The following is a 24659-nucleotide window of genomic DNA, read 5'->3' as shown; positions in this document are numbered from 1 at the left end:
GGCTGTGGACAGCGGGGGAGTTCCGCCGAAACGCTGGCGTAGCATGCAGATAAATCGTCCGGTACCCCCCGCGGACTGGAACGGAAGGCCGTCGCCGCGTGAACGCACCACATTCCCCAGAAGCCCTCGACGCGAGGGACCGCCCCGCCCGCCTCGCCGTCGGCGTCGTCGGAGCCGGCCGCGTCGGCCCCGCGCTCGCCGCCGCGCTCCGGCTGGCCGGACACCGCCCGGTGGCCGTCTCGGGAGTCTCCGACGCCTCCCGACGCCGCGCCGCCGACCTGCTCCCCGACGTCCCCCTGGTCGAGCCCGCCGAGGTGCTGGCCCGCGCCGACCTGGTGCTGCTCACCGTGCCTGACGACGCCCTGGTCCCGCTGGTCGCGGGGCTCGCCGAGACCGGCGCCGTACGGCCGGGACAGCTGATCGTCCACACCTCCGGGCGGTACGGGGCCCGGGTGCTGGACCCGGTGCTGCGGGCCGGCGGGCTGCCGCTCGCGCTGCACCCGGCGATGACCTTCACCGGCACCTCCGTCGACGTCCAGCGCCTGGCCGGCTGCCCGTTCGGGGTCACCGCCCCCGAGGAGCTGCGGCTGGCCGCCGAGGCGTTGGTCATCGAGATGGGCGGCGAGCCGGAGTGGATCGCCGAGGAGTCCCGGCCGCTCTACCACGCGGCCCTCGCACTCGGCTCGAACCACCTGGTCACCCTGGTCGCCGAGGCCATGGAGCTGCTGTCGCTGGCCGGGGTGGCGGCACCGGACCGGATGCTCGGCCCGCTCCTCGGCGCCGCGCTGGACAACGCCCTGCGCTCGGGTGACGCGGCCCTGACCGGCCCCGTCTCCCGGGGGGACGCGGGCACCGTGGCCGCCCATGTCGGCGAGTTGCGCGCACACGCGCCGCAGATGGTGGCGGGCTATCTGGCGATGGCCCGCGCCACGGCCGACCGGGCGCTCGCCCACGGCCTCCTCAAGGCGGAGCAGGCCGAGGACCTGCTCGTCGTGCTGGCCGACCAGGAGAAGGGGCCCGGCGGCACGGGCCCCGGCGGCGGCGGACCGGGAGGGGCCCGATGAGGACGACCGGAGAGGACGGCGGACGGCCGGTGCCGGCCGAGGGCGGCCGGAGCGGCGCGGCGGGAGCGCCCGCGCCCGCCCTGCTGCGCACCGCCGCCGAGCTGGACGCCCTGGCCCGGCCGTCCGGGGCCGCGCGCGCCGTCGTCATGACGATGGGCGCGCTCCACGAGGGCCACGCCGCGCTGATCCGCACCGCCCGCACGGCGGTGGGCGCCGGGGGCCAGGTCGTCGTGACGGTCTTCGTCAATCCGCTCCAGTTCGGCGAGGCGGCCGACCTGGACCGCTACCCGCGCACCCTGGACGCCGATCTGGCCCTCGCCGCCGCCGCGGGCGCGGACGCCGTCTTCGCCCCCGGCGTGGACGAGGTCTACCCCGGCGGCGAACCGCTGGTCCGGATCTCCGCCGGTCCGATGGGCGAACGCCTGGAAGGCGCGGCCCGCCCCGGCCACTTCGACGGCATGCTCACCGTCGTCGCCAAGCTCCTCCACCTCACCCGGCCCGACGAGGTGTTCTACGGGCAGAAGGACGCCCAGCAGCTCGCCCTGATCCGCCGCATGGTCCGCGACCTGAACTTCGCCGTCCGCGTCACCGGCGTGCCCACCGTCCGCGACCCCGACGGCCTCGCGCTCTCCAGCCGCAACCGGTTCCTGTCCACCGCGGAGCGGCACACCGCGCTCGCCCTGTCCCGCGCGCTGTTCGCGGCCCGCGACCGGCTCGCCGCCCAACAGGCCCTGCACGAGCGGGCCAGGGCCACCGCGCCCGGCGGCGACCGGGCCGCCGGGCTCGACCGGCTCGGCGAGTCCCGCGCCGCGGCGGACGCCCAGGCCGTCGCGCTCGCCCGGCCCAACGGGGCGCCCGCCGCCGTGCGGGCCGCCGCCCAGGCCGTCCTGGACGAGGCCGCGGCCCGGGGCGGGCAGCCGCTCGCCGTGGACTACCTGGCGCTCGTCGACCCGGCGGACTTCACCGAGATCCCCGACGACCGCGAGAGCGGCGAGGCGGTCCTCGCCGTCGCCGCCCGGGTCGGGGCCACCCGCCTCATCGACAACATCCCCCTCACCTTCGGAGCCCTGACGTGACCGGAATACGGCTGACCGCCCCCGCACCCGGCTGGGCCATCGACGCGGACGTCGTCGTGGTCGGCTCCGGCGTCGCCGGGCTCACGGCCGCGCTGCGCTGCGCCGCCGCCGGACTGGACACGGTGGTCGTCACCAAGGCCCGGCTCGACGACGGCTCCACCCGCTGGGCCCAGGGCGGCATCGCCGCCGCGCTCGGCGAGGGCGACACCCCCGAGCAGCACCTCGACGACACGCTCGTCGCCGGGGCCGGCCTCTGCGACGAGGAGGCCGTCCGGGTGCTGGTCACCGAGGGGCCGGACGCGGTGCGCCGGCTCATCGGCACGGGCGCGCACTTCGACACCACCGAGAGCGGCGACATCGCGCTGACCCGCGAGGGCGGCCACCACCGCCGCCGGATCGCGCACGCGGGCGGCGACGCGACCGGCGCCGAGATCTCCCGCGCCCTGGTCGACGCGGTCCGCTCGGCCGCCCTGCACACCATCGAGAACGCGCTGGTGCTGGACCTGCTCACGGACGGCGAAGGCCGTACGGCGGGCGTCTCGCTGCACGTGATGGGCGAGGGCCAGCACGACGGCGTCGGCGCGGTCCGCGCCCCCTCGGTCGTCCTCGCCACCGGCGGCATGGGCCAGGTCTTCTCCGCCACCACCAACCCGCCGGTCTCCACCGGCGACGGCGTGGCCCTCGCGCTGCGGGCCGGGGCGGAGGTCTCCGACCTGGAGTTCGTCCAGTTCCACCCGACGGTCCTGTTCCTGGGCGCGGACTCCGAGGGCCAGCAGCCCCTGGTCTCCGAGGCGGTGCGCGGCGAGGGGGCCCACCTCGTCGACGGCGACGGAGTCCGCTTCATGCTCGGACAGCACGAGCTGGCCGAGCTGGCCCCCCGCGACATCGTCGCCAAGGCCATCACCCGCCGGATGCACGAGCAGGCCGCCGAGCACATGTACCTGGACGCCCGGCACTTCGGGGCGCGGATGTGGGAGCAGCGCTTCCCGACGATCCTGGCCGCCTGCCGCGCCCACGGGATCGACCCGGTCACCGAGCCGATCCCGGTGGCCCCGGCCGCGCACTACGCCTCCGGGGGCATCCGCACCGACCTGCGGGGCCGCACCACCGTGCCCGGTCTGTACGCCTGCGGCGAGGCCGCCTGCACGGGCGTGCACGGCGCCAACCGGCTGGCGTCCAACTCCCTCCTGGAGGGCCTGGTCTTCGCCGAGCGCATCGCCGCCGACATCGCCGCCGCCCGCCCGGCCCGCACCGACCCGGCGCCCGGCCCCGACGAGGCCGCGCACGGCACGGCCGACGGCACGGTGCACGGCACGGCCGACGGCACGGCGCACGGGACGGCGGACGGACCCGTCGCGCTGCTCGCGCCCGAGGCCCGCCCGGCGATCCAGCGCATCATGACCCGGGGCGCCGGAGTCCTGCGCTCCGCCGCGAGCCTGGCCGCCGCCGCCGAGGAGCTGGAGTCCCTGCACCGCTGCGCCGCCGCCGACGCGGCCGGGCCCGACGCCAAGGCCGTCGTCCCCGGGGTCGACGCCTGGGAGGTCACCAACCTCCTCCTGGTCTCCCGCGTCCTGGTCGCCGCCGCCCGCGAGCGCGAGGAGACCCGCGGCTGCCACTGGCGCGAGGACCGGCCCGACCGCGACGACGCGCACTGGCGCCGCCACCTCGTCGTCCGCGTGGCCCCGGACCGCACCCCGGTCGTCCACCGCACCGGGACCGCCGCGTTCCCACCCGTACGCACGGCGGATTGAGCAGACTGCTGGAAAGCAGCCGCACCGCCGAGCCGCCCACGCCCCACCCGCACCACCCGCCACGCCCCCGAGGAGCCGCAACCGTGAGCACGCCCGAAGAGAATCCGCGCCCCACTCCCGTGGACGTCCCGCTCATCCGGGTCGGCGCGCCCGCAGCGTCCGCAGCGCCGGGGGGCGGCTGCGGCGACGACTGCGGCTGCGGCGACGGATTCGACCCCGACGCCCTGGAGTGCGGCCTCGACCCCGCGCTCGCGCTGCTGCTGGCCGAGGCGGGTCTGGACCCCGTACAGGTCGAGGACGTCGCCCATGTCGCGATCGAGGAGGACCTCGACGGCGGCGTGGACGTGACGACCGTGGCGACCGTCCCCGAGGACGCCGTGATCACCGGGGACTTCACCGCCCGCGAGGCGGGCGTCGTCGCCGGGCTGCGGGTCGCCGAGGCGGTCCTGTCGATCGTCTGCACCGACGAGTTCGAGGTCGAACGGCACGTCGAGGACGGCGACCGCGTCGCCCCCGGCCAGAAGCTGCTGACCGTCACCACCCGCACCCGCGACCTGCTGACCGGCGAGCGCAGCGCGCTGAACCTGCTCTGCCGCCTCTCCGGCATCGCGACCGCGACCCGCGCCTGGGCGGACGTGCTGGAGGGCAGCCGGGCGAAGGTCCGCGACACCCGCAAGACGACGGCCGGCCTGCGCGCGCTGGAGAAGTACGCGGTCCGCTGCGGCGGCGGGGTCAACCACCGGATGTCGCTCTTCGACGCGGCCCTGGTCAAGGACAACCACGTGGTGGCCGCGGGTGGCGTCGCCGAGGCGTTCAAGCGGGTGCGCGAGGCGTTCCCGGATGTGGCCGTCGAGGTCGAGGTCGACACCATGGAGCAGGTCCGCGAGGTGCTCGACGCGGGCGCGGACCTGATCCTGCTGGACAACTTCACCCCGGGCGAGACCGCCGAGGCGGTCGCGCTGGTCGCCGGCCGGGCGGTTCTGGAGTCCTCCGGCCGCCTCACGCTCGACTCGGCCCGCGCCTACGCGGATACCGGCGTGGACTACCTGGCCGTCGGCGCGCTCACCCACTCCTCGCCGATCCTCGACATCGGCCTGGACTTCCGCGACGCGGCCCCCGCCACCGGTGAGGCCCGCGCCTGATGCTGCTCACCATCGACGTCGGCAACACGCACACGGTCCTCGGCCTGTTCGACGGCGAGGAGATCGTCGAGCACTGGCGGATCTCCACCGACGCCCGCCGCACCGCCGACGAACTCGCCGTCCTGCTCCAGGGCCTGATGGGCATGCACCCGCTGCTCGGCGTGGAGCTGAGCGACGGCATCGAGGGCATCGCGATCTGCGCCACCGTCCCGTCGGTCCTGCACGAACTGCGCGAGGTCACCCGCCGCTACTACGGCGACGTCCCGGCCGTGCTCGTGGAACCGGGCATCAAGACGGGCGTGCCGATCCTCATGGACAACCCGAAGGAGGTCGGCGCGGACCGCATCATCAACGCGGTCGCCGCCGTCGACCTCTACGGGGGCCCGGCGATCGTGGTCGACTTCGGCACGGCCACCACCTTCGACGCGGTCTCCGCGCGCGGCGAGTACGTCGGCGGCGTGATCTCCCCCGGCATCGAGATCTCGGTGGAGGCGCTCGGCGTCAAGGGCGCGCAGCTCCGCAAGATCGAGCTGGCCAGGCCGCGCAGCGTGATCGGCAAGAACACCGTCGAGGCGATGCAGTCCGGGATCGTCTACGGATTCGCCGGCCAGGTGGACGGAGTGGTGGCCCGGATGAAGAAGGAGCTGGCCGGCGACCCCGACGACGTCACCGTCATCGCGACGGGCGGGCTTGCTCCGATGGTGTTGGGCGAGTCCTCCGTCATCGACGAGCACGAGCCGTGGCTGACCCTGATCGGGCTGCGCCTGGTGTACGAGCGCAACGTCGCGCGGAGGTAGCCGCGGCCCCGCCGCCCCGGGCGGCGGGCGGCGGACCAGCGGGAACGGCTGCCGGCGGGCTCACCGGCAGCCGCGACCGGCCGGACGCGGACGCCGCGCCACCGACGACCAGTTAAGCGGATTTTGTCCCTTTAGCACGTATTGTCGCGTCATGCCCACGCCCTACGGTTCACGAGGCGGCATGGCGTTCAGCGCGGACGAGCTGCGGGTGCTCCGACGTGCCCTCGCCATCGCCCTCCACCCGACGCCCCTGCCCGACGAGGATGTCCAGGACTGCCTGCGGCTCGCGGGCGCCGTGGACGAGGCGGTCGGCGAGGCGGGTCGGCTGCGAGCGTTCCTCCTCGCCGACCTCGCCCGCTACCGCAACGCCCTCCCCGGCTCGGTCAGCGGCTACCTGGAACTGCTCCAGGACGCCCTGGCGGCCGGATACGACCCGCGTCCGGACGATCTGGCCGCCCTGCGCGCGCTGCGGGGCAGGCCCCTCGCCGCGGCGCTCCTGGACCGCTGCCAGGTGCTCGCCGAGCGCTCGGTGCGCGCCCGGCTGGCCGGCCGCCCGGCCGGGCTCACCGCCCCGGCGCCCCGCAGCAGGCTCCTCGCCCTGCCCGGCGGGCGCGCCGCGGACCGGGAGCCGGAGCGCCCGAAGACGCCCGCGCCGCCGGACCGCCCGCGCACTCCGGCGGCTCCGGGCCGCCGCCCGGCCCCCGGCGAGCGGCCGATGCCCAAGCCCTCGGAGGTCTTCCCGCCGCGCCGCCGCCCCTCGCCGCCGCCGTCCGAGGAGCGCGAGGCGGGCTGAGCCCGCGACCGCCCCGCGCCGCGCCGGACGCGGCGGCCTCCGCCGGGAGGTCGCCGCGTCCGGCGGTCAAGGGGTCGCTACTCTGGACGGCATGGACTACGTATCCGCGCTCGTGCCCCCCGTGGTGATGGCCGCCTTCTTCATCGGCCTGGTCGTGACGATCGTCAAGAGTCAGGGCGGTCCGAACAAGACCAAGGAGGACGCCGCCGTGGACGCCGCGGTCGCCCGCGCGGAATCGGCGAAGCAGACCGCTCGTCCGGAGAACGCCTGACCGTCCGGATGCGGCGGCGACCGCCGCCGGCCCCGTCGCGAACCCTCTGGGAGCGCACGGCTCATGAGAGCTGTGCGCTCTTTTGCTGTGTAATAAGCAGCCATTCGGGACATCTGGCACTAAAGTGATGCCGTGCCCCGCCAATTGGGAGAGCTTGAGGACGCCGTGATGACGCGCGTCTGGCAATGGAACCGGCCGGTGACCGTGCGGGAAGTCCTGGAGGACCTTCAGCAGGAACGGTCCATCGCCTACACGACGGTCATGACGGTAATGGACAATCTCCATCAGAAGGGCTGGGTGCGCAGGGAAGTCGACGGCCGGGCATATCGATATACGGCCGTCTCCACCAGGGCCGCCTACTCGGCCGCACTGATGAACGAAGCCTGGTCGCGCAGCGACAACCCCGCCGCCGCTCTCGTCGCGTTCTTCGGGATGATGTCCGCCGAGCAGCGCGAAGCGCTCCAGGACGCCGTTCGCATGGTTTCCCCCGGTTCGGAACCGTCCGCGAGTGCCCCCGAGGACTCCGCCCCGGCCGATGGCGCGGAGCCGGAGGCCGGGCGATAGCGTCGGCCCATGTCCTCAGAGCAGCCGCAGAGCGATCCGGATACCGAAATCCATACCGACCCGTCGGTAAATAAGCCCGCCATCACCGTCCGGCGCGCCAGGACGAGTGATGTGGCGGCCGTACGCCGGCTCCTCGACGGGTACGTCTCCGGGGGCATCCTGCTCGACAAAGCGACCGTCACCCTTTACGAGGACATCCAGGAGTTCTGGGTCGCGGAACGCGCTGAGGACGGCCGGGTCATCGGCTGCGGCGCACTTCACGTGATGTGGGAAGACCTCGCGGAAGTCCGGACGCTCGCCGTCGACCCGGGCGCCAAGGGCGCCGGAGTGGGACATCAGCTGCTGGGCAAGCTCTTGCAGACCGCGCGCCGGCTCGGTGTGCGCAGGGTTTTCTGCCTCACCTTCGAAGTGGACTTCTTCACCAAGCACGGCTTCGTCGAGATCGGAGAGACGCCGGTCGACACGGATGTCTACAGTGAGCTGCTTCGTTCCTACGACGAGGGCGTCGCGGAGTTCCTCGGTCTCGAACGAGTGAAGCCGAACACCTTGGGCAACAGCCGGATGCTTCTGCACCTGTGATCTGCACAAGGACCGGATCCCTATGTCCGAATCGCGCATGTTTCCCGCGTTCTCGGGCTCCTGAACCTCTCCCGGGGGTTTGTGTTTTCCCCGGAAAAGCGGTTTCCTTTCCGCGTACTCTATTTTCGATGAAAGGAAATCCAGTGGCGCAGAAGGTTCAGGTCCTTCTCGTGGATGACCTCGACGGTGTCGAGGCCGACGAGACCGTGACGTTCGCTCTTGACGGCAAGACGTACGAGATCGACCTCACCACGGCCAACGCGGACAAGCTTCGCGGTCTTCTTGAGCCCTACACCAAGGGCGGTCGCCGCACCGGCGGCCGTGCCGCGACGGGCCGGGGCAAGGGCCGTGCCGTCGCCGGCGGCAACAAGGACACCGCGGAAATCCGCCGCTGGGCGCGCGAGAACGGCCACAATGTGAATGACCGCGGCCGTGTTCCCGCCGAGATCCGCGAGGCTTACGAGAAGGCCAACGGCTGATCCGCCGCACGGTCGCCGTACCGCCCGGCGCGGGCACGCGACAACCGGACCCGATGGCACTCCGTCGCCGCGGCGTCCACCAGGCGTACGAGATCGGGAGCGGCCCCGCCGCCGTTCCCGAAGCCCGCGAGAGCCGGAAGCAGCGGTTCGGGCGCACGCCCCGGCTCTGGGGGCCGCAGCCATAAGGCGGCCCCCGGCGAGCCTCCCGCGCCACCCGGGGCCGCCGGGGCCGGAATCCGGCCCCCCGCACCGACGGCGGCCAGCCCCAGAGGGATGGGCCCCCACTCCAGCCAGTCGAGCAGCCCCGGCAGCTCGTCCGCGCCGCCCGCGGCGATCAGCAGGCCCACGCGGTCGCCGCTCAGCAGCGCGGGCCCCGTCCGCACCGGTGACCGCAGCACCGCGTGACCGGCCTCGGCCGGCAGCACCAGCACGTCGAAGCGCAGCCCGGTCAGCAGCCGCACCGGCGCGCGCCCCTCGGTGGCCCAGCCGAGCTCCCGCTCGTACCACCGCGCCAGTGCGGCCCCCGCGACCGCGTCGAAGGGGCGGACCGGTCCGGTCCGGCGGACCGGAGGCGCGTCCGGTGACGAACGGGGCGACGGGACGGTGAAAGCCATGCCGGGTGAACCGCCGAACCCTCCCCGAAGTTACGCAGCGCTCTGTGACGATCACACCGCGTCCCGCTCCCCGGGGCGCGCGGGAGCGTGAAGTCGCGCAAGGGTGTTCGCCCGTAGCGGAGGGAACCGGGGCGCGCCGCATGGACTGTCAGTGGTTGCGGGTAAGACTTTCCTAGTGGGAAGGGGCGACACGCCGCCCGAGGCGTCTCGCGTTCGCCATCGGCGTACTGGCGAAAGGGGTATCTGCCTGGCCTGCGGGAACATCGTCTCGCACCATCGGGTTGGAGCAGTTGTCAGCTGTTCGGCAGTAAGAATCCCCGCCGGTGCGGGGGTGATCCGGACGGATGTCGGCAGTTGGAATGAGCTGTCCCGTCCTGCGGGACTAGCATGCGGAAGGACTGGGAGGGGACCGACCCCTCACTGACCGACCGCTCTGAGGAGCGATTAACGATGTTCGAGAGGTTCACCGACCGCGCGCGGCGGGTTGTCGTCCTGGCTCAGGAAGAAGCCCGGATGCTCAACCACAACTACATCGGCACCGAGCACATCCTCCTGGGCCTGATCCACGAGGGTGAGGGTGTCGCCGCTAAGGCCCTGGAGAGCCTCGGGATTTCGCTCGAGGCGGTCCGCCAGCAGGTGGAGGAGATCATCGGGCAGGGGCAGCAGGCTCCTTCCGGGCACATCCCCTTCACTCCGCGAGCCAAGAAGGTCCTGGAGCTCTCGCTCCGCGAGGCTCTTCAGCTGGGCCACAACTACATCGGCACCGAGCACATCCTGCTCGGCCTGATCCGCGAGGGCGAGGGCGTCGCCGCCCAGGTCCTCGTGAAGCTGGGCGCCGACCTGAACCGGGTCCGGCAGCAGGTCATCCAGCTGCTTTCCGGGTATTCGGGCGGCAAGGAGGCGGCCACCGCCGGCGGTCCCGCCGAGGGCACGCCCTCCACGTCCCTGGTGCTCGACCAGTTCGGCCGGAATCTCACCCAGGCCGCTCGTGAGTCCAAGCTTGACCCGGTCATCGGGCGCGAGAAGGAGATCGAGCGGGTCATGCAGGTGCTGTCCCGCCGGACCAAGAACAACCCGGTCCTCATCGGCGAGCCCGGCGTCGGCAAGACGGCGGTCGTCGAGGGCCTGGCCCAGGCGATCGTCAAGGGCGAGGTGCCCGAGACCCTCAAGGACAAGCACCTCTACACCCTGGACCTCGGCGCCCTGGTCGCCGGCTCCCGGTACCGGGGTGACTTCGAGGAGCGCCTGAAGAAGGTCCTCAAGGAGATCCGCACCCGCGGCGACATCATCCTGTTCATCGACGAGCTCCACACTCTCGTGGGTGCGGGCGCGGCCGAGGGCGCGATCGACGCGGCGAGCATCCTCAAGCCCATGCTGGCGCGGGGCGAGCTCCAGACCATCGGCGCCACCACGCTCGACGAGTACCGCAAGCACCTGGAGAAGGACGCCGCGCTGGAGCGCCGCTTCCAGCCCATCCAGGTCGCGGAGCCGTCGCTGCCGCACACCATCGAGATCCTCAAGGGTCTGCGCGACCGCTACGAGGCCCACCACCGGGTCTCCATCACGGACGAGGCCCTCGTCCAGGCCGCCACCCTGGCCGACCGGTACATCTCGGACCGCTTCCTGCCGGACAAGGCGATCGACCTGATCGACGAGGCCGGTTCCCGGATGCGCATCCGCCGGATGACCGCGCCGCCGGACCTCCGCGAGTTCGACGAGAAGATCGCCGGCGTCCGCCGCGACAAGGAGTCGGCGATCGACTCCCAGGACTTCGAGAAGGCAGCCTCCCTCCGCGACAAGGAGAAGCAGCTGCTGGCGGCGAAGGCCAAGCGGGAGAAGGAGTGGAAGGCCGGCGACATGGACGTCGTCGCCGAGGTCGACGGCGAGCTGATCGCCGAGGTCCTGGCCACCGCCACCGGCATCCCGGTCTTCAAGCTGACGGAGGAGGAGTCCTCGCGTCTGCTGCGCATGGAGGACGAGCTCCACAAGCGCGTCATCGGGCAGAAGGACGCCATCAAGGCCCTTTCGCAGGCGATCCGCCGTACGCGGGCCGGCCTGAAGGACCCGAAGCGCCCCGGTGGCTCGTTCATCTTCGCCGGCCCGTCCGGCGTCGGTAAGACGGAGCTCTCCAAGACGCTCGCCGAATTCCTCTTCGGCGACGAGGACGCGCTGATCTCCCTCGACATGTCGGAGTTCAGCGAGAAGCACACGGTTTCCCGCCTCTTCGGTTCGCCCCCCGGTTACGTGGGCTACGAAGAGGGCGGCCAGCTCACCGAGAAGGTGCGCCGCAAGCCGTTCTCCGTCGTCCTCTTCGACGAGGTCGAGAAGGCCCACCCCGATATCTTCAATTCCCTGCTCCAGATTCTGGAGGACGGTCGCCTGACCGACTCCCAGGGCCGGGTCGTGGACTTCAAGAACACGGTCATCATCATGACGACCAACCTCGGGACCCGGGACATCTCCAAGGGCTTCAACCTGGGCTTCGCCGCCCAGGGCGACGTCAAGACCAACTACGAGCGGATGAAGGTCAAGGTCAACGAAGAGCTCAAGCAGCACTTCCGGCCGGAATTCCTCAACCGTGTCGACGACACGGTCGTCTTCCACCAGCTGACCGAGGAAGACATCATCCAGATCGTCGACCTCATGCTCGACAAGGTCGACGAGCGGCTCAAGGACCGCGACATGGGCATCGAGCTCAGCTCCGAGGCCAAGTCGCTCCTGGCGAAGAAGGGCTACGACCCGGTGATGGGCGCCCGGCCGCTGCGCCGGACGATCCAGCGCCAGATCGAGGACATCCTCTCCGAGAAGATCCTCTTCGGCGAGCTGCGTCCCGGTCACATCGTGGTCGTGGGCACCGAGGGCGAGGGTGACGACAAGACCTTCACCTTCCGCGGCGAGGAGAAGTCGGCTCTGCCCGACGTCCCGCCGATCGAGCAGGCGGCAGGCGGCGCCGGCCCGAACCTCTCGAAGGACGCGTAACGCGCGGAGCGTGTGAGCGTTCGCCCGAGGGCGTTGGACGAAGGGGCTGCCCCGGACCGGTTTCACCACCGGTCGGGGGCAGCCCCTTTTCCGCTGCTCAGTGACGGGTGACGGCAGGCGGTCGCCCGTTTCCCCGGCCCCGACGAGCAGACGGTGCTCCTGTCCGCGGGGGTGCTCCTCGACGTCCAGCTCGATGCCCTCCGGCTCCCCGGTCCGGCGGCGGCGGCGCGGGGCGCGGATCGCCGCGCAGGGCAGGGGCGTACGCGCCAGGTCGTGCGGCGCGCGGTCGCCGGACGGCTCGGCAGGGCCCGGGAACGTACCGCCTCGCGCGCAGGGTGCGCAGCGGCACCACGAAGGGGACCGGGCCGTTCCGCGGGGCCAGGGCGTGGGTGTCTCCGGGGCGCGGTCCGGCTTTCCCGCCGGCGTAGTGACGTGGCGGGCCGAAGGTCCCGAATCGGACGGTCCGAGGTCCCACCGGCGGTGACAAGGCGCACAGCCCGAATCGGGCCTACTACGCGTGCTAGGAGACGGTGCCGTGACCGTCGCGGGGACCTTCGGCCCGCGCCGGCCGGGTCCTTTCGTGGTTTCGGGCGAAACGACCGAATCACTGGCTCATGTCCGAAAAAGTACGCATGGAACAGGGGGTAAACCTCTTCCGGGACACGGATTCGGCCGGGCGTTCCGGCCTGCCGAACCGGGGCGATCGCGACGAATTCCCGATGCGGCATCTACGGCTTTTCTTCGTAGATGGGGGGTTTGAGCATCGGCGGGGGTGCGGGTTACCAAGGTTCGACCAACCCGGACAGCACGCCGGGTCCACTCACCTTCGGAGGATTACCCCCGCATGTCGAAGCGCATCACGAACCAGCACCCCACCCGCCCGTCCGCCTCCCGTGTCCGCGCCGCCGTCGTCGCCGCCGGACTCGGCGCGTCGATGGTGCTGGGCGCAGGCGCCGCGTTCGCCTCCGGCACCTCGGGTGCCGCCGGCACCGCCGTTCTCGCGGCGAGCACCACCGCCCACTCGGTCGCGCAGCAGGCGACCGCGCAGAGCAAGGCCGCGGACGCGGCGAAGAAGGCCGAGGCGAAGAAGGCCGCCGACGCGAAGAAGAAGGCCGAGGCCAAGAAGAAGGCCGCGAAGAAGAAGGCGTCCTCCTGGGAGCGCCCGGTCAAGAAGTACACGCTGAGCGCCAGCTACGGCACCGGCGGCGCCCGCTGGGCCGCCAAGCACTCCGGCCAGGACTTCGCCGTGCCGACCGGCACCAGGGTCGACGCCGCCAACACCGGCACCGTCGTGAAGGCCGGCCCGAACGGCGGCGGCGACGGCCCCGCGTACGGCAACGCCGTCGTGATCAAGCACTCCAACGGCAAGTACACCCAGTACGCGCACCTGTCGAAGGTCAACGTGAAGGTCGGCCAGCACGTGAAGACCGGCCAGAAGATCGCCCTCTCCGGCAACACCGGAAACTCCAGCGGCCCGCACCTGCACTTCGAGATCCGCACCAGCCCGAACTACGGATCCTCGCTCAACCCGGTGTCCTACCTGCGTACGGTGCACGTCTCCATCTGATCCGTCTGACGTGCCCGCGCTGACGCGCCGGGGACCGGCGCCCAGCACAACCGAAGAGAGTCAGTGGACCCGTTGCACCCCGGTACCCGGGGCGTGCGCCCGGGCCACCCGCCCGACGGCGATGTCGAGGAGAGCCCCGCGCTTCTCCCCGGTGTCGCCGTCGGCGTCGTCGCCCCCAACGTTACGACCGCCGCCCGCGCCCGGCCCTGGGGAAGGCTCCTAGGTACGTGCTCGGGGCGGCTCCGGCCCGGCTCAGCCCCGTACCCGGCTCAGTCCCGCGCGGCTCCGTCCCGTACCCGGCTCCGGCCCGGCTCAGTCCCGCGCCCGGCGCTGCTCGGCCAGCTCCAGCATCGGGAAGCTGCCGGTCGCCGTCGGAGCGTGCTCCGGGAGCCACAGCACCGCCACGGCGCCGCCGCCCTCCACCGCGCCCTGCGGGGCCGCGTTGCGGAAGGTCAGCCGCGCGCCCAGCACCCTGGCCTGACCGGTGGCGATGGTCAGCCCCAGCCCGTGGCCGTGCCCGGCCCGGTCCACGCTTCCGGTGCGGAAGCGGCTCGGCCCGTCCCGCAGCAGCTCCTCCGGGAACCCGGGCCCGTGGTCGCGGACCCGCACCACCCGGCCCTCGACCGTGACCTCCACGGGCGTGGAGCCGTGCTTGGCCGCGTTGCCGAGCAGATTGCCGAGGATGCGCTCCAGACGCCGCGGATCGGTGGCGACCCACGAGTTGTGCACCACCTCCACCGCCACGCCCGGGTCCAGCAGCGCGACCCGGCGGGCGACGAACTCGCCCAGCGGCAGTTCCTGCAGTTCGGCGCGTTCCGAGGCGCTGTCGAGCCGGGCCACTTCGAGGACGTCCTCCACCAGGGTCCGCATCGCCTGCGCCCGGTCCCGCACCAGTTCCGAGGGGCGGCCCGGCGGCAGCAGCTCGGCCGCCGTGAGCAGCCCGGTGACCGGGGTGCGCAGCTCGTGCGCGATGTCCGCGGTGACCCGGCGCTCCGCCTCGATCCGTCCGTTCAGCGCGTCGGTCAGCGCGTCCACCGCCCGTGCCAGCTCGTCGGTCTCGTCGCGGACCACGCCGCCGACCGCCTCCCGGACCCGTACGTCCGTCTGCCCCTGCGCGACCCGGCCGGCGGCTGCCGCCGCCTTGCGCAGCCGGCGCGAGAGCTGGCCGCCGATCAGCACGCCGAGCGCGCAGCCGACGAAGACGACCGAGACCGAGCCGATGATCAGGGCCCGGTCCAGGTCTTTCATGATCGTGGCGGAACGGTCCGCGAACCGGGTGTGCAGCGAGAGCACGTCCCCGTTGCCCAGCGGCACCGCGGCCCACACGTCGGGCACTCCGTCCGGCCCGTGGGCGACATGGGTGGCCCGCCGGTTCCTGAGGACCTCCTCGCGCAGGCTCCGGGGCATCGCCGGATCGTTGAGCTCGGTGCCGAACTTCGGCACGCCCTTCTGCATGTTCGTCGAGTTCGTCGCCTCGTAGAAGCGCTGCGCGCCCAGCAGCCGCTCCAGCTGCACCTCGCGGGCGTTCTCCAGCATCGAGACCCGGGCCGCGTTGTGCACCACGAGGCTGAGGGCCACCGCGATGAGCGCGCCGACCGCCGCGATGGCGATGCTGATCTTCCAGCGGACACCCGTCCGCAGGGCCGGTCGCATCATGCCCGCAGCTTGTAGCCGAAACCGCGGACCGTCTCGATGCGGTCCTGGCCGATCTTGGTACGCAGCCGCTGCACGTGCACGTCCACCACCCGGGTGTCGCCGCCCCAGCCGTAGTCCCAGACCCGCTCCAGCAGGCGGTCGCGCGAGAGCACGGTGCCGGGGGCGGTGGAGAACTCCAGCAGCAGCCGCATCTCGGTCGGCGTCAGCGCCACCTGCTCGCCGCCGCGCCGCACCTCCATGCCGTCGGTGTCGACCTCCAGGTCGCCGAAGGCCAGCACCCCGCCCAGCGCCTCGCGCGCGTCGTCCGCCCCGGGGTGCTGGGCGCCGTCCGGTCCGGCCGCGTGGCCGAAGCGGCGCAGCACCGCACGGATCCGCGCCACCAGGACCGCGCCGTCGAACGGCTTGGTGACGTAGTCGTCCGCCCCGGCCTCCAGGCCGAGCACCACGTCGATCGCGTCGGCCCGCGCCGACAGCATGATCACCGGTACGGTCGACTCGTCCCGGATGCGGCGGCACAGGCTCACCCCGTCCAGCCCGGGCACCATCACGTCCAGCAGCGCGATGTCCGGCCGGTCGGCCCGGAACGCCTCCAGGCCCTGGAGCCCGTCGGGCATCGCGGTGACCGTGAAGCCGACCCGCTCCAGGGCGAGCTGGGTGGCCTCGCGGATGACGTCGTCGTCCTCGACGAAGAGGACGTGGGTCTCGGCCATGGGACTGCTTCTCACTCCTTGCTCGGTTCCGGCCGTGCGCCGGGCACGGGTCGGTCCTGCTCAGTTCTGCGGGCTCGCCCCCGGGACGACCGGATCCATCGGCATGGTCTGCTCGGGCAGGTCGACGCTCGCGCCGCCGACGGCACGGCTGAACTCGTTGTGCACCCGGTCGCGCTCGGCGAACCGCTCGTTCGCCCAGCGGTAGGTGACCACTTCCGAGCCGGACGGATAGGCGAGAGGGTCCTTCGAGCCGTAGATCTGGGTCGTCACCACCAGTTCGCCCCGGTCGATGGTCCCGTAGACGGCGGGGATCTCGGCGGCGAAGACGTTGTCGTACGAGCCGTCGGCGCGCGGCCGGTAGACGTACGTCCCGATCCCCACCGAATCGGCGCAGCTCATCACGTTGACCACGACGTCCGTCCCGGGGCCGCCGGTCAGCGAACCGTAGGAGGCGTCCACCGGGTAGGCGTCGCCGCCGCAGGGCCGCAGCCCGGACCTGACCCGCTTGCCCACCTTCGGGTCGCCCCTGAGCAGCGTCACCGGGTTGATCCGCCGCTGCGGCGGGGTCGTGCCGGAGGCCGTCGGCTCCGCGGAGACCCGGGCGACCGGCTGGCTGCCCGCCGGACCCTCGTCCCGGGTGCCGGTGCCTCCGGTGGAGCATCCGACGCAGAACAGCCCGAAGGCGGCGAGTCCGGCCAGGGCCGTACCACTCGCCGCCGCTCCCGCCCGCACACGGCGCTTCCGCCCCGGTCCGCCGCGGGCTCCGTCCGCCCCGTCCCCGTCCCCCGTGACGGCTGAACCGTCGCTTCCGCCGTCCCCGCCGCTGCTGCCTCTCAGGCCGCGCACCGCTCCCGCCCCCGCTCGTCGTGACGCCCGTCCCGCTGCGCCGGTACCTGTCCCCGCGCACGGACGGCCGTGACCGTCGCCTGCGGGGCGGAGGTACGGCCGACGGCGCGGCCTGCCGCGCTCCGCCGGTTCTCGGTCTCCCGGGCGACCGCCTCGCGGTTCATCAGCTCGCGGCTCTCCAGCTCCTGGCGCAGTCGTGCCAGCGCCCGGTGCAGCGTGCTCTTGACCGTACCGGCGGACATGCCCAGCGCCGCGGCCGTCTCCTCCGTGCTCATCTGCTCCCAGTGTCGCAGCACGACGACGCTGCGTTGCTTGGGAGCCAGAATGCCGAGGACGTCCATGAGGAGGGCGCGGTCGGCGCGCTGGTCGCTGCCGTCCTCGACGCTCGCGTCGGGCAGCTGGTCGGTGGGCACCTCTTCGAGCTTCCGGGCCCGCCACCACTCCGTACGGGTGTTGATCATGACGCGGCGGAGGTAGGCGTCGGCGAGCGACTTGTCCGTGATGCCGTCCCACCGGCCGTAGGTCCGGACCAGGGCGGTCTGGAGCAGGTCCTGGGCGTCGACGGGGTCGGGGACCAGCCGGCGCGCACTGCGCAGCAGGGCCTCCTGCCGCGTGCGTACGTAGTCCTCGAACGCGAGCACCTCGCCCTGCGCCATGACAACCGCCTCCGTCCCCGTCTGGGCCCCGTGCCCCGCTGAACTGCTGTCGCAGACGCTACGGAGGGGTTGTCACGGCGGTGTGCGGAGCAGCCGTACGCGGACGCACGGCTGTCCATCGGTTGTGTAACAGCGCCGGTGGGGACGGGGGCGGGCCCCACCGGCGTATCGGCACGGATCAGGTCAGAGGCAGCCGGTACCGGCCGTCGGCCAGCGGCTCGACCAGTCCGTCGGCGACGAGCCCGTCCAGCGCCCGGGCCCGCTGGACCGGCTCCTCCCACACCGCGTCCAGCGCGGCCTGCGGCACCGGGTGCACCGCCTCCCGCAACACCGCCAGCAGCCGTCCGCGCACCTGCCGGTCGGTCCCGGCGTACGTCTGGCCCTTGCGCGGCGGACCCTGGTGCGCGGGCTTCCCGGCCAGCCGCCAGGCGCACTGCGAGGCGATCGGGCAGCGGTCGCAGTCCTCGTTGCGCGCGGTGCACACGAGCGCGCCCAGCTCCATCGTGGCGGCGGCCCAGCGCGCCGCGCGCTCGTCCTCCTCGGGCAGCAGCGCCCGCGCGAGCTTGCGCTCGGCGGCGGTGGTCGCGTTCGGCGGGTACTGGATGCCTCCCGCGGCGCGGGCGAACACCCGGCGGACGTTCGTGTCGAGCACCGCGTGGCGCTGCCCGTACGCGAACGAGGCCACGGCCGCCGCCGTGTACTCGCCGATGCCGGGCAGCGCCAGCAGCTGACCGTGCTCGCTCGGCACGTCGCCGCCGTGCCGTTCCGTTATCGCCTGCGCCGCGCCGTGCAGGCGCAGCGCACGGCGCGGGTAGCCGAGCCGGCCCCAGGCGCGGACCGCCTCGCCGGGCGCCTCGGCGGCCAGGTCGGCGGGGCGGGGCCAGCGGGCGAGCCACTGTTCGTAGACCGGGAGGACCCGGCTCACCGGGGTCTGCTGCAGCATGAACTCGCTGACCATCACCCCCCAGGCGCCCGCTTCGGGGCGGCGCCAGGGGAGATCGCGGGCGTGCTGCTCGAACCACCCGATGACGGGGGTGTGGAGGGATGCGGGGGGCGTCTGTGTCGAAGTCATGGCAGTCATCGCACTCGAGATCCTGGCACGGAAGAGGGGACGGCGGTCACGGGTGAGGGGGTGTCGGCCCGCGCGGCGGCCCCGCCGGGTGACAACGCCACCCGTTCTGTCCCCTGTGACCGGGTCCCCGGGATGATGATCGGCAAAACTTGGCGATCGGACGGCGGGTGGGGCCGGACTCGGCACGGATCTCTCGTAGAGTTCTGGACGTGGGATCTATGCGCAATCCGGTCGGTCCGCTTCCCTCCAGCATCTACTGGCGACGAAGGGCGGTAGCGGGACTTCTGGTTGCGCTCCTCGCCGTGCTGCTCGCCTGGGCCGTCACCTCGGCGGGGGGCGGCGGTGGCGGCGGGGACGACGGCAAGCCGAACGGTTCCGACCCGGTCGAGTCGATCACTCCCGGGCCCTCCGGTTCCGGCCCGGCGATCAGCCAACAGCCCGGCGGCCGTGGGGAGTCGGGCGAGAACGGCGGCTCCGGCGGTACGGACGGCAGCAACGGCGACACCGGCGCGGGCTCCGGCGGGGCGAGGGGCGGCTCGGCGTCCGACGGGGCGTCAACAGGCGGTGCGGGCGAGGGCGGTTCGGGGCCGGGCGGCGGTGGCGGCACGGCGGGGCAGCGGGTCCCGGCCGGATCCGCGCTCCCCGACTGCCGGCCCGGCGTCGTCGAGTTGAACCTGCGGACGAAGGTCAGCTACGGCCCCGACGACCGGCCGAAGTTCGAACTCGTCGCCACGAACTCCTCCTCCGCCACCTGCAAGGCCGACGTCGGACCGAAGAACGTGGTCCTCACGGTCACCGAGGCCGGCGGCGAGGACGACGACGCGGTCTGGTCCTCGAAGGACTGCCCGGCGGCCCCGGGCCCGCTGTTCCTGCGCGTTCCGGCGGGCGCGACGGTCGTGCACACCGTGGACTGGAACCGCGTCCGCTCCACGCCCGGCTGCGAGACCCCGCCGCCCGGCAAGGCGGGACCGGGCACCTACCTGCTGGAGGCCAAGGCCCCGGGCGAGCCGGTCCGGCGGGCCTCCTTCGTCCTGGCGAAGGACTGACCCCCGCCGCCCTCGGACCGCCCGGCGCACCGCGTACGCGACCCCGCCGGGCGGCACGCGAATCGGGTGACAGGCGAATCGGGTGGCAGGCGGACGGGCGGCACGCGAAAGAGGGCGCCCACCGGACGCCCTCCCGAAAACCCTGCCCCTGCCCGGCGCCCCGTAGGGCCCTCCGGGCGGGGGCCGCTACACGTACCGCTCCAGGATCGACGACTCCGCCAGCCGCGACAGCCCCTCGCGCACGCTGCGCGCCCGCGCCTCCCCGACGCCGTCCACGGCCTGGAGGTCGTCCACGCTCGCCGCCAGCAGCTTCTGGAGGCCGCCGAAGTGCTCCACCAGCCGCTCGATGATCGCCCCGGGCAGCCGCGGCACCTTCGCCAGCAGCCGGTACCCGCGCGGGGACACCGCGGAGTCCAGCGTCTCGGGCGAGCCGCTGTACCCCAGGGCCCGCGCCACCACGGGCAGCTCCAGCAGTTCCGTATGGCTCAGCGCGTCCAGCTCGGTCAGCGCCTCGGCGACCGTCCGCGACCGCTTCGCCGTCGGCTCGGGCACGTAGTCCCGCACGACCAGCTCGCGCTCCGGCTCCACGCCCGCGATCAACTCGTCCAGCTGGAGGGCCAGCAGCCGTCCGTCGGTGCCCAGCTCGACCACGTACTCCGCGATCTCCGTGGCGATCCGGCGGACCATCTCCAGCCGCTGCGCCACCGCCGTCACGTCCCGGACGGTGACCAGGTCCTCGATCTCCAGCGCGGAGAGCGTGCCCGCCACCTCGTCCAGGCGGAGCTTGTACCGCTCCAGCGTCGCCAGCGCCTGGTTGGCCCGCGACAGGATCGCGGACGACTCCTCCAGGACCCGCCGCTCCCCGTCCACGTACAGCGCGATCAGCCGCATCGACTGCGATACGGAGACGACGGGGAACCCGCACGCCTTGGAGACCCGGTCCGCCGTGCGGTGCCGGGTGCCCGTCTCCTCGGTCGGGATCGAGGCGTCCGGGACCAGCTGCACGCCGGCCCGCAGGATCTTGGTGATGTCCTTGTCGAGGATCAGCGCCCCGTCGAGCTTGCACAGCTCGCGCAGGCGCGTCGCGGTGAACTCCACGTCCAGGACGAAACCGCCGGTGCACATCGACTCGACGGTCTTGTCCATGCCCAGGACGATCAGCCCGCCGGTATTGCCGCGGAGAATGCGCTCCAGGCCGTCCCGCAGGGCCATTCCGGGCGCGACCGCGCTCAACGAGGCGCGCATCAGCGCCTCGTTGCCGGTGCCTTGGCCGGACTTTCCGGGCGTCGTCGCCCGGTCGTTGGCTGCCACTGCACTCCTCCGGTCACAGGTTGCGGTGCCCTTGCGTCCCCCATGTCGTGTCCACGGGCGGGCGAGACCAGGGCAAAGTCTACCGGCGCGCGTTGTCCTCCTGTGGTGCCTCCTGGCGGGAGCGGCGCGGGAGGACCCGCAGAGCATCGCCCATGTCGGCCACTTCCGTGACCTTCATGCCGGCCGGGACCTTCCCCGGGTCGGTCGGAACGAGGGCGTGGGTGAAACCCAGCCGGTGCGCCTCGGCCAGCCGGCGCTGGACCCCGGTGACCCGTCTGACCTCCCCGGCGAGGCCCACCTCGCCGATCGCGACGAGGTTCTTCGGGAGCGGGGTGTCGCTGGCGGCGCTGGCCAGCGCCAGCGCGATGGCGAGGTCCGCCGCCGGCTCGGTGAGCTTCACGCCGCCGACCGTCGCGCTGTAGATGTCCCGCTTGCCGAGCGCGCTGATCCGGCCGCGCTGCTCCAGCACGGCGAGCATCATCGAGACCCGCGAGGTCTCCAGGCCGGAGGTCGTGCGCCGCGGCGAGGGGATCTGCGAGTCCACGGTGAGCGCCTGCACCTCGGCGACCAGCGGGCGCTTGCCCTCCAGCGTGACGGTCAGACAGGTGCCGGGCACCGCCACGTCGCGCCGGGTCAGGAAGAGGCCCGACGGGTCGGCGAGACCGGTGATGCCCTCGTCGTGCAGCTCGAAGCAGCCGACCTCGTCGGTCGCGCCGTAGCGGTTCTTGACGCCGCGCACCAGGCGCAGCCGGGCATGCCGGTCGCCCTCGAAGGACAGCACCACGTCGACCAGGTGCTCCAGCAGCCGCGGTCCGGCGATCGCGCCGTCCTTCGTGACGTGGCCGACCAGGAGCGTGGCCATCCCGCGCTCCTTGGACGCCCGGATCAGCGCCCCGGCGACCTCCCGCACCTGGGCCATGCCCCCGGGCGCCCCGTCGATCTCGGGCGAGGCGACCGTCTGGACCGAGTCCAGGACGAGCAGCGACGGCTTGACCGCGTCCAGATGCCCGAGCACCGCCGACAGGTCGGTCTCGGCGGCGAGGTAGAGGTGGTCGTCGATCGCCCGGATCCGGTCGGCGCGCATGCGCACCTGGCTCGCGGACTCCTCCGCGGTCACGTACAGCGTGGGGTGGTCCTCGTTCGCGGCCTTGGCCGCCACGTCCAGCAGCAGCGTCGACTTGCCGACGCCCGGCTCGCCCGCGAGCAGCACGACCGCGCCCGGCACCAGCCCGCCGCCCAGGACCCGGTCCAGCTCCCCGACGCCGGTCGAGCGGGCGGTGGCCTGCCGGCTGTCGACCTGCCCGATGGGAAGGGCCGCGGTGGAGACCCGGCCCGCCGCGGTGGTGCGCACGGCGGGGGCGCCGCCGAACTCCTCGACCGTCCCCCACGCCTGGCATTCGGGGCAGCGGCCGAGCCATTTGGCGGTGGTCCAGCCGCACTCGGTGCAGCGGTAGGACGGACGGTCCTTCGCGGATTTCGTACGGGCAGCCATGGCGTCACCGTATAGGTGCGGTACGACAGTCCCGCCCGCGCGGCCCCGGGGCTCCGCGCGCGCCCGGGGGCGCACGGCCGCGCGCCCCTCCGCGCCTCCGACTTCCTGTCCCCTTTCGAGGGATACGTTCACCCGTAAGGATTAAATGTGCTCAAGGGCCATTAAGGGAATGCACTCCGTTGCCTACGGTCGCCGGGTGACGAGCAGCAGGCTGGAGACACCCAGGCACACCACCGGCGCACACCGGGCGCATCGACGAGCACCGCACGCCTCCGCACAGCGTCCGTCCGCACGTTACGAGCCGTACCTCGACGGCCTGTTCACCTACTGCCTCTCCGTGCTCTGCGACCACGACGACGCCACCGAGGCGCTGGGCACGGTCCTGGCGATCGCGGACCGGCAGCACACGCGCTGCCCCGCGCCCGAGGAGGAACGTCAATCCTGGTTGTACGCCCTGGCCCGGTGGACGTGCCTGCGCGCCCTCACCGAGCGCCGCCGGGGCCGCCAGGCCCACCGCAGGACGTCCGCGCCGGCGCGGCCCTCCGACGCGGCGCGCCCCTCCGGGCCGACGGCGTCGGCCCACCAGCCCCGGCCGCCCGAGCCGGCCGAGGCCCCCGCCCCGCAGGGGGCGCGCGCCCGCCGCCGCACGCCGGGAGGCGCCCCGGGCGGACGGCGCTCCGCGACCGCTCCCCATGCCACCGCCGCCGCCGCCCACCCGAACGTCGCCGCCCGGTCCGTACCCCTGCCCGTACGGCCCGCCCCGCCCGCGACGCCCGAGGAGGCCGTCGTCCCGGCCGCCTCCGAGACCCCCGCCGCCGAGGCGCACCGCCGGGAACTCGCCCAGCTCGCCTGGCCCGAGGCCGCCGGCACCACCCCGGAGCAGCGCGAAGCCCTCGAACTGGCCGTGCGCCACCGGCTCACCCCGCGCGCCGTCGCCTCCGTCCTCGGCCTGGAACCGGTCGCCGCCCGGGAGTTGCTGGCCGCCGCTGCCTGCGAGGTGGAGCGCACCCGTGCCGCCCTCGCCGTCGTCGAGAGCGGCGGCTGCCCGGCCGTCGTCCGGCTCACCGGCGACCACCGGATGCTGCTCTCCACCACGCTGCGCCGCGAACTGGTCCGGCACGTCGACGACTGCCCCCGCTGCCGCCGCGCCGCCGAGCGGGTCGACGCCGCCGGGCCCTGGCCCGGGGCCGCGGTCGCCCCGGCCTCCGCGCTGCCGGTCGTCGAGGCCCCCCGGCCCTCCGTGTACGTCGCCCTGGCCCAGGCCCGCCGCTCCCGGCCCCCGGCCCCGCGCTTCGGCCGCACCGGCTATCCGCTGGACCCCAAGGACCACGCCGCCCGCCGGGACCGGCTGCGGGCCCGCGTCGTGACGACGACGGTGGTCGCGACCGTGGTCGCCGCCCCGGTGATCGCCCTGTGGGCCGCGTACCGGGGAGCTCCGCAGACCGGCGAGGGCCATGACGGCTCCTCCGTCACCGCCACGGAGGACGGCACGGGGGAGGCCCGCGACCCGTACCAGAAGGCGGGCAGCGCCCGGCCCGGCGGCCGTCCGGACGACGTCACCGCCGAGGTCGTGGACGTCGGGGGCGCCCGGGGCGCGGGGCTGCTCACCGTCGCCGCCCGGACCGCCGGAGCCATCACGGTGATCACCCTCACCGCGCCCGACCGGGGGCCGGTCCGGTGGACGGCCGTCGCGGACGCGCCGTGGCTCATCCTCAGCCGCACCTCCGGCACGCTCGCCGCCGGGGCGAGCGTCACCGTCCTGGTCTCGGTGGACCACGCCGTCGAGCCGACCGGACCGTGGACGGCCCGCATCACGCCGTCGCCCTCGGGGTCCGCCGTGGTCATCGACGGGCACGGCGCCGCCCGGCCGCCCACCGGCGGACCGGACCGGCCCACCCGCCCCGGACCGACGCCCCCGCGCCCCACGTACCCCCATCCGACCGACCCGGGCCCGACCGATCCCGGCCCCACGGATCCGGGCCCGACCGATCCCGGTCCCACGGACCCCGGCCCGACCGATCCCGGCCCGACGGACCCGGGCCCGACCGATCCGGGCCCCACGGACCCCGGCCCGACCGATCCGGGCCCGACCGACCCCGGCCCCACGGACCCGGGCCCGACCGATCCGGGCCCCTCGGACCCGCCGCCGGGCTCCTCGGACCCGACCGCGCCCGCCCCCACGGGGTGAGCCCCC

At 73.6% G+C, this 24659-nt stretch carries 22 protein-coding genes; 14 read left to right on the top strand and 8 right to left on the bottom strand.

The window, feature by feature from the left end:
* Positions 1-98 precede the first annotated feature (98 nt).
* From EES43_RS12380 to EES43_RS12335, 10 genes are all read left to right on the top strand, one after another.
* Complete coding sequence (locus EES43_RS12380; protein ID WP_124268782.1) at positions 99-1064, top strand: Rossmann-like and DUF2520 domain-containing protein; 966 nt, start codon at positions 99-101, stop codon at positions 1062-1064.
* A complete protein-coding gene (gene panC, locus EES43_RS12375; protein ID WP_241192393.1) occupies positions 1061-2140 on the top strand; it encodes a pantoate--beta-alanine ligase in 1080 nt (359 codons plus the stop codon). Before EES43_RS12380 ends, panC begins: the two co-directional genes overlap by 4 nt.
* Positions 2137-3891, top strand: a complete 1755-nt coding sequence (locus EES43_RS12370) for an L-aspartate oxidase (RefSeq protein WP_124268781.1) — start codon at positions 2137-2139, stop codon at positions 3889-3891. Before panC ends, EES43_RS12370 begins: the two co-directional genes overlap by 4 nt.
* 83 nt (positions 3892-3974) lie before the next feature.
* Positions 3975-5033, top strand: a complete 1059-nt coding sequence (gene nadC, locus EES43_RS12365) for a carboxylating nicotinate-nucleotide diphosphorylase (RefSeq protein WP_124268780.1) — start codon at positions 3975-3977, stop codon at positions 5031-5033.
* On the top strand, positions 5033-5830 hold the full coding sequence (locus EES43_RS12360; RefSeq protein ID WP_124268779.1) for a type III pantothenate kinase: 798 nt from the start codon (positions 5033-5035) through the stop codon (positions 5828-5830). The genes nadC and EES43_RS12360 overlap by 1 nt, the downstream gene beginning before the upstream one ends.
* A gap of 181 nt (positions 5831-6011) precedes the next feature.
* Entirely contained in the window at positions 6012-6623 is a 612-nt protein-coding gene (locus EES43_RS12355) for a hypothetical protein (RefSeq protein WP_124271942.1), read from the top strand.
* 91 nt (positions 6624-6714) lie between these two features.
* Positions 6715-6894: a hypothetical protein gene (locus EES43_RS12350; protein ID WP_124268778.1), complete on the top strand. Its 180-nt coding sequence runs from the start codon at positions 6715-6717 to the stop codon at positions 6892-6894.
* 132 nt (positions 6895-7026) lie between these two features.
* Positions 7027-7458 (top strand): BlaI/MecI/CopY family transcriptional regulator, encoded by a 432-nt coding sequence (locus EES43_RS12345; protein WP_124268777.1) that lies wholly within the window; start codon positions 7027-7029, stop codon positions 7456-7458.
* Positions 7459-7467: 9 nt separating this feature from the next.
* Entirely contained in the window at positions 7468-8037 is a 570-nt protein-coding gene (locus tag EES43_RS12340; protein WP_241192392.1) for an amino-acid N-acetyltransferase, read from the top strand.
* Positions 8038-8180: 143 nt separating this feature from the next.
* A complete protein-coding gene (locus EES43_RS12335; protein WP_003968298.1) occupies positions 8181-8516 on the top strand; it encodes a histone-like nucleoid-structuring protein Lsr2 in 336 nt (111 codons plus the stop codon).
* Here EES43_RS12335 and EES43_RS12330 read toward each other — a convergent pair.
* Positions 8495-9130 carry an SCO3374 family protein gene (locus tag EES43_RS12330; RefSeq protein WP_124268776.1) on the bottom strand — a complete coding sequence of 212 codons (636 nt, stop codon included), beginning with the start codon at positions 9128-9130 and terminating at the stop codon, positions 8495-8497. The genes EES43_RS12335 and EES43_RS12330 overlap by 22 nt on opposite strands.
* A gap of 450 nt (positions 9131-9580) precedes the next feature.
* Between EES43_RS12330 and EES43_RS12320 the strand changes: the two genes are divergently transcribed.
* Together EES43_RS12320 and EES43_RS12315 are read left to right on the top strand one after the other, a co-directional pair.
* Positions 9581-12109 carry an ATP-dependent Clp protease ATP-binding subunit gene (locus EES43_RS12320; protein WP_124268775.1) on the top strand — a complete coding sequence of 843 codons (2529 nt, stop codon included), beginning with the start codon at positions 9581-9583 and terminating at the stop codon, positions 12107-12109.
* An 844-nt stretch (positions 12110-12953) separates the two neighbouring features.
* On the top strand, positions 12954-13676 hold the full coding sequence (locus EES43_RS12315) for a M23 family metallopeptidase (protein ID WP_124268774.1): 723 nt from the start codon (positions 12954-12956) through the stop codon (positions 13674-13676).
* A 312-nt stretch (positions 13677-13988) separates the two neighbouring features.
* On the opposite strand, the gene cseC is transcribed toward EES43_RS12315, so the two are convergent.
* The 5 genes from cseC to EES43_RS12290 form a co-directional block, all read right to left on the bottom strand.
* Positions 13989-15332 carry a two-component system sensor histidine kinase CseC gene (gene cseC / locus EES43_RS12310; protein ID WP_124268773.1) on the bottom strand — a complete coding sequence of 448 codons (1344 nt, stop codon included), beginning with the start codon at positions 15330-15332 and terminating at the stop codon, positions 13989-13991.
* Positions 15329-16042 carry a two-component system response regulator CseB gene (gene cseB, locus EES43_RS12305; RefSeq protein WP_124268772.1) on the bottom strand — a complete coding sequence of 238 codons (714 nt, stop codon included), beginning with the start codon at positions 16040-16042 and terminating at the stop codon, positions 15329-15331. Before cseB ends, cseC begins: the two co-directional genes overlap by 4 nt.
* Positions 16043-16102: 60 nt before the next feature.
* Entirely contained in the window at positions 16103-16774 is a 672-nt protein-coding gene (locus tag EES43_RS12300) for a hypothetical protein (RefSeq protein WP_241192391.1), read from the bottom strand.
* A 101-nt stretch (positions 16775-16875) separates the two neighbouring features.
* Entirely contained in the window at positions 16876-17544 is a 669-nt protein-coding gene (locus tag EES43_RS12295) for a SigE family RNA polymerase sigma factor (RefSeq protein WP_124268771.1), read from the bottom strand.
* Between the two features lie 178 nt (positions 17545-17722).
* Positions 17723-18625 carry an HhH-GPD family protein gene (locus EES43_RS12290; protein WP_124268770.1) on the bottom strand — a complete coding sequence of 301 codons (903 nt, stop codon included), beginning with the start codon at positions 18623-18625 and terminating at the stop codon, positions 17723-17725.
* Between the two features lie 293 nt (positions 18626-18918).
* Here EES43_RS12290 and EES43_RS12285 point away from each other — a divergent pair, with 293 nt between their 5' ends.
* Positions 18919-19662: a hypothetical protein gene (locus EES43_RS12285; protein WP_124271938.1), complete on the top strand. Its 744-nt coding sequence runs from the start codon at positions 18919-18921 to the stop codon at positions 19660-19662.
* A gap of 186 nt (positions 19663-19848) precedes the next feature.
* On the opposite strand, the gene disA is transcribed toward EES43_RS12285, so the two are convergent.
* On the bottom strand, positions 19849-20973 hold the full coding sequence (disA, locus tag EES43_RS12280) for a DNA integrity scanning diadenylate cyclase DisA (RefSeq protein ID WP_124268769.1): 1125 nt from the start codon (positions 20971-20973) through the stop codon (positions 19849-19851).
* A gap of 79 nt (positions 20974-21052) precedes the next feature.
* Positions 21053-22465: a DNA repair protein RadA gene (radA, locus tag EES43_RS12275; protein ID WP_124268768.1), complete on the bottom strand. Its 1413-nt coding sequence runs from the start codon at positions 22463-22465 to the stop codon at positions 21053-21055.
* 169 nt (positions 22466-22634) lie between these two features.
* Here radA and EES43_RS12270 point away from each other — a divergent pair, with 169 nt between their 5' ends.
* Positions 22635-24653: a hypothetical protein gene (locus EES43_RS12270; RefSeq protein ID WP_206430040.1), complete on the top strand. Its 2019-nt coding sequence runs from the start codon at positions 22635-22637 to the stop codon at positions 24651-24653.
* Positions 24654-24659 lie beyond the last annotated feature (6 nt).

The sequence above is a fragment of the Streptomyces sp. ADI96-02 genome (assembly GCF_003846185.1).
In the GTDB taxonomy this organism is placed as follows: domain Bacteria; phylum Actinomycetota; class Actinomycetes; order Streptomycetales; family Streptomycetaceae; genus Streptomyces.
This window is presented reverse-complemented; position numbering and strand designations above follow the sequence as displayed.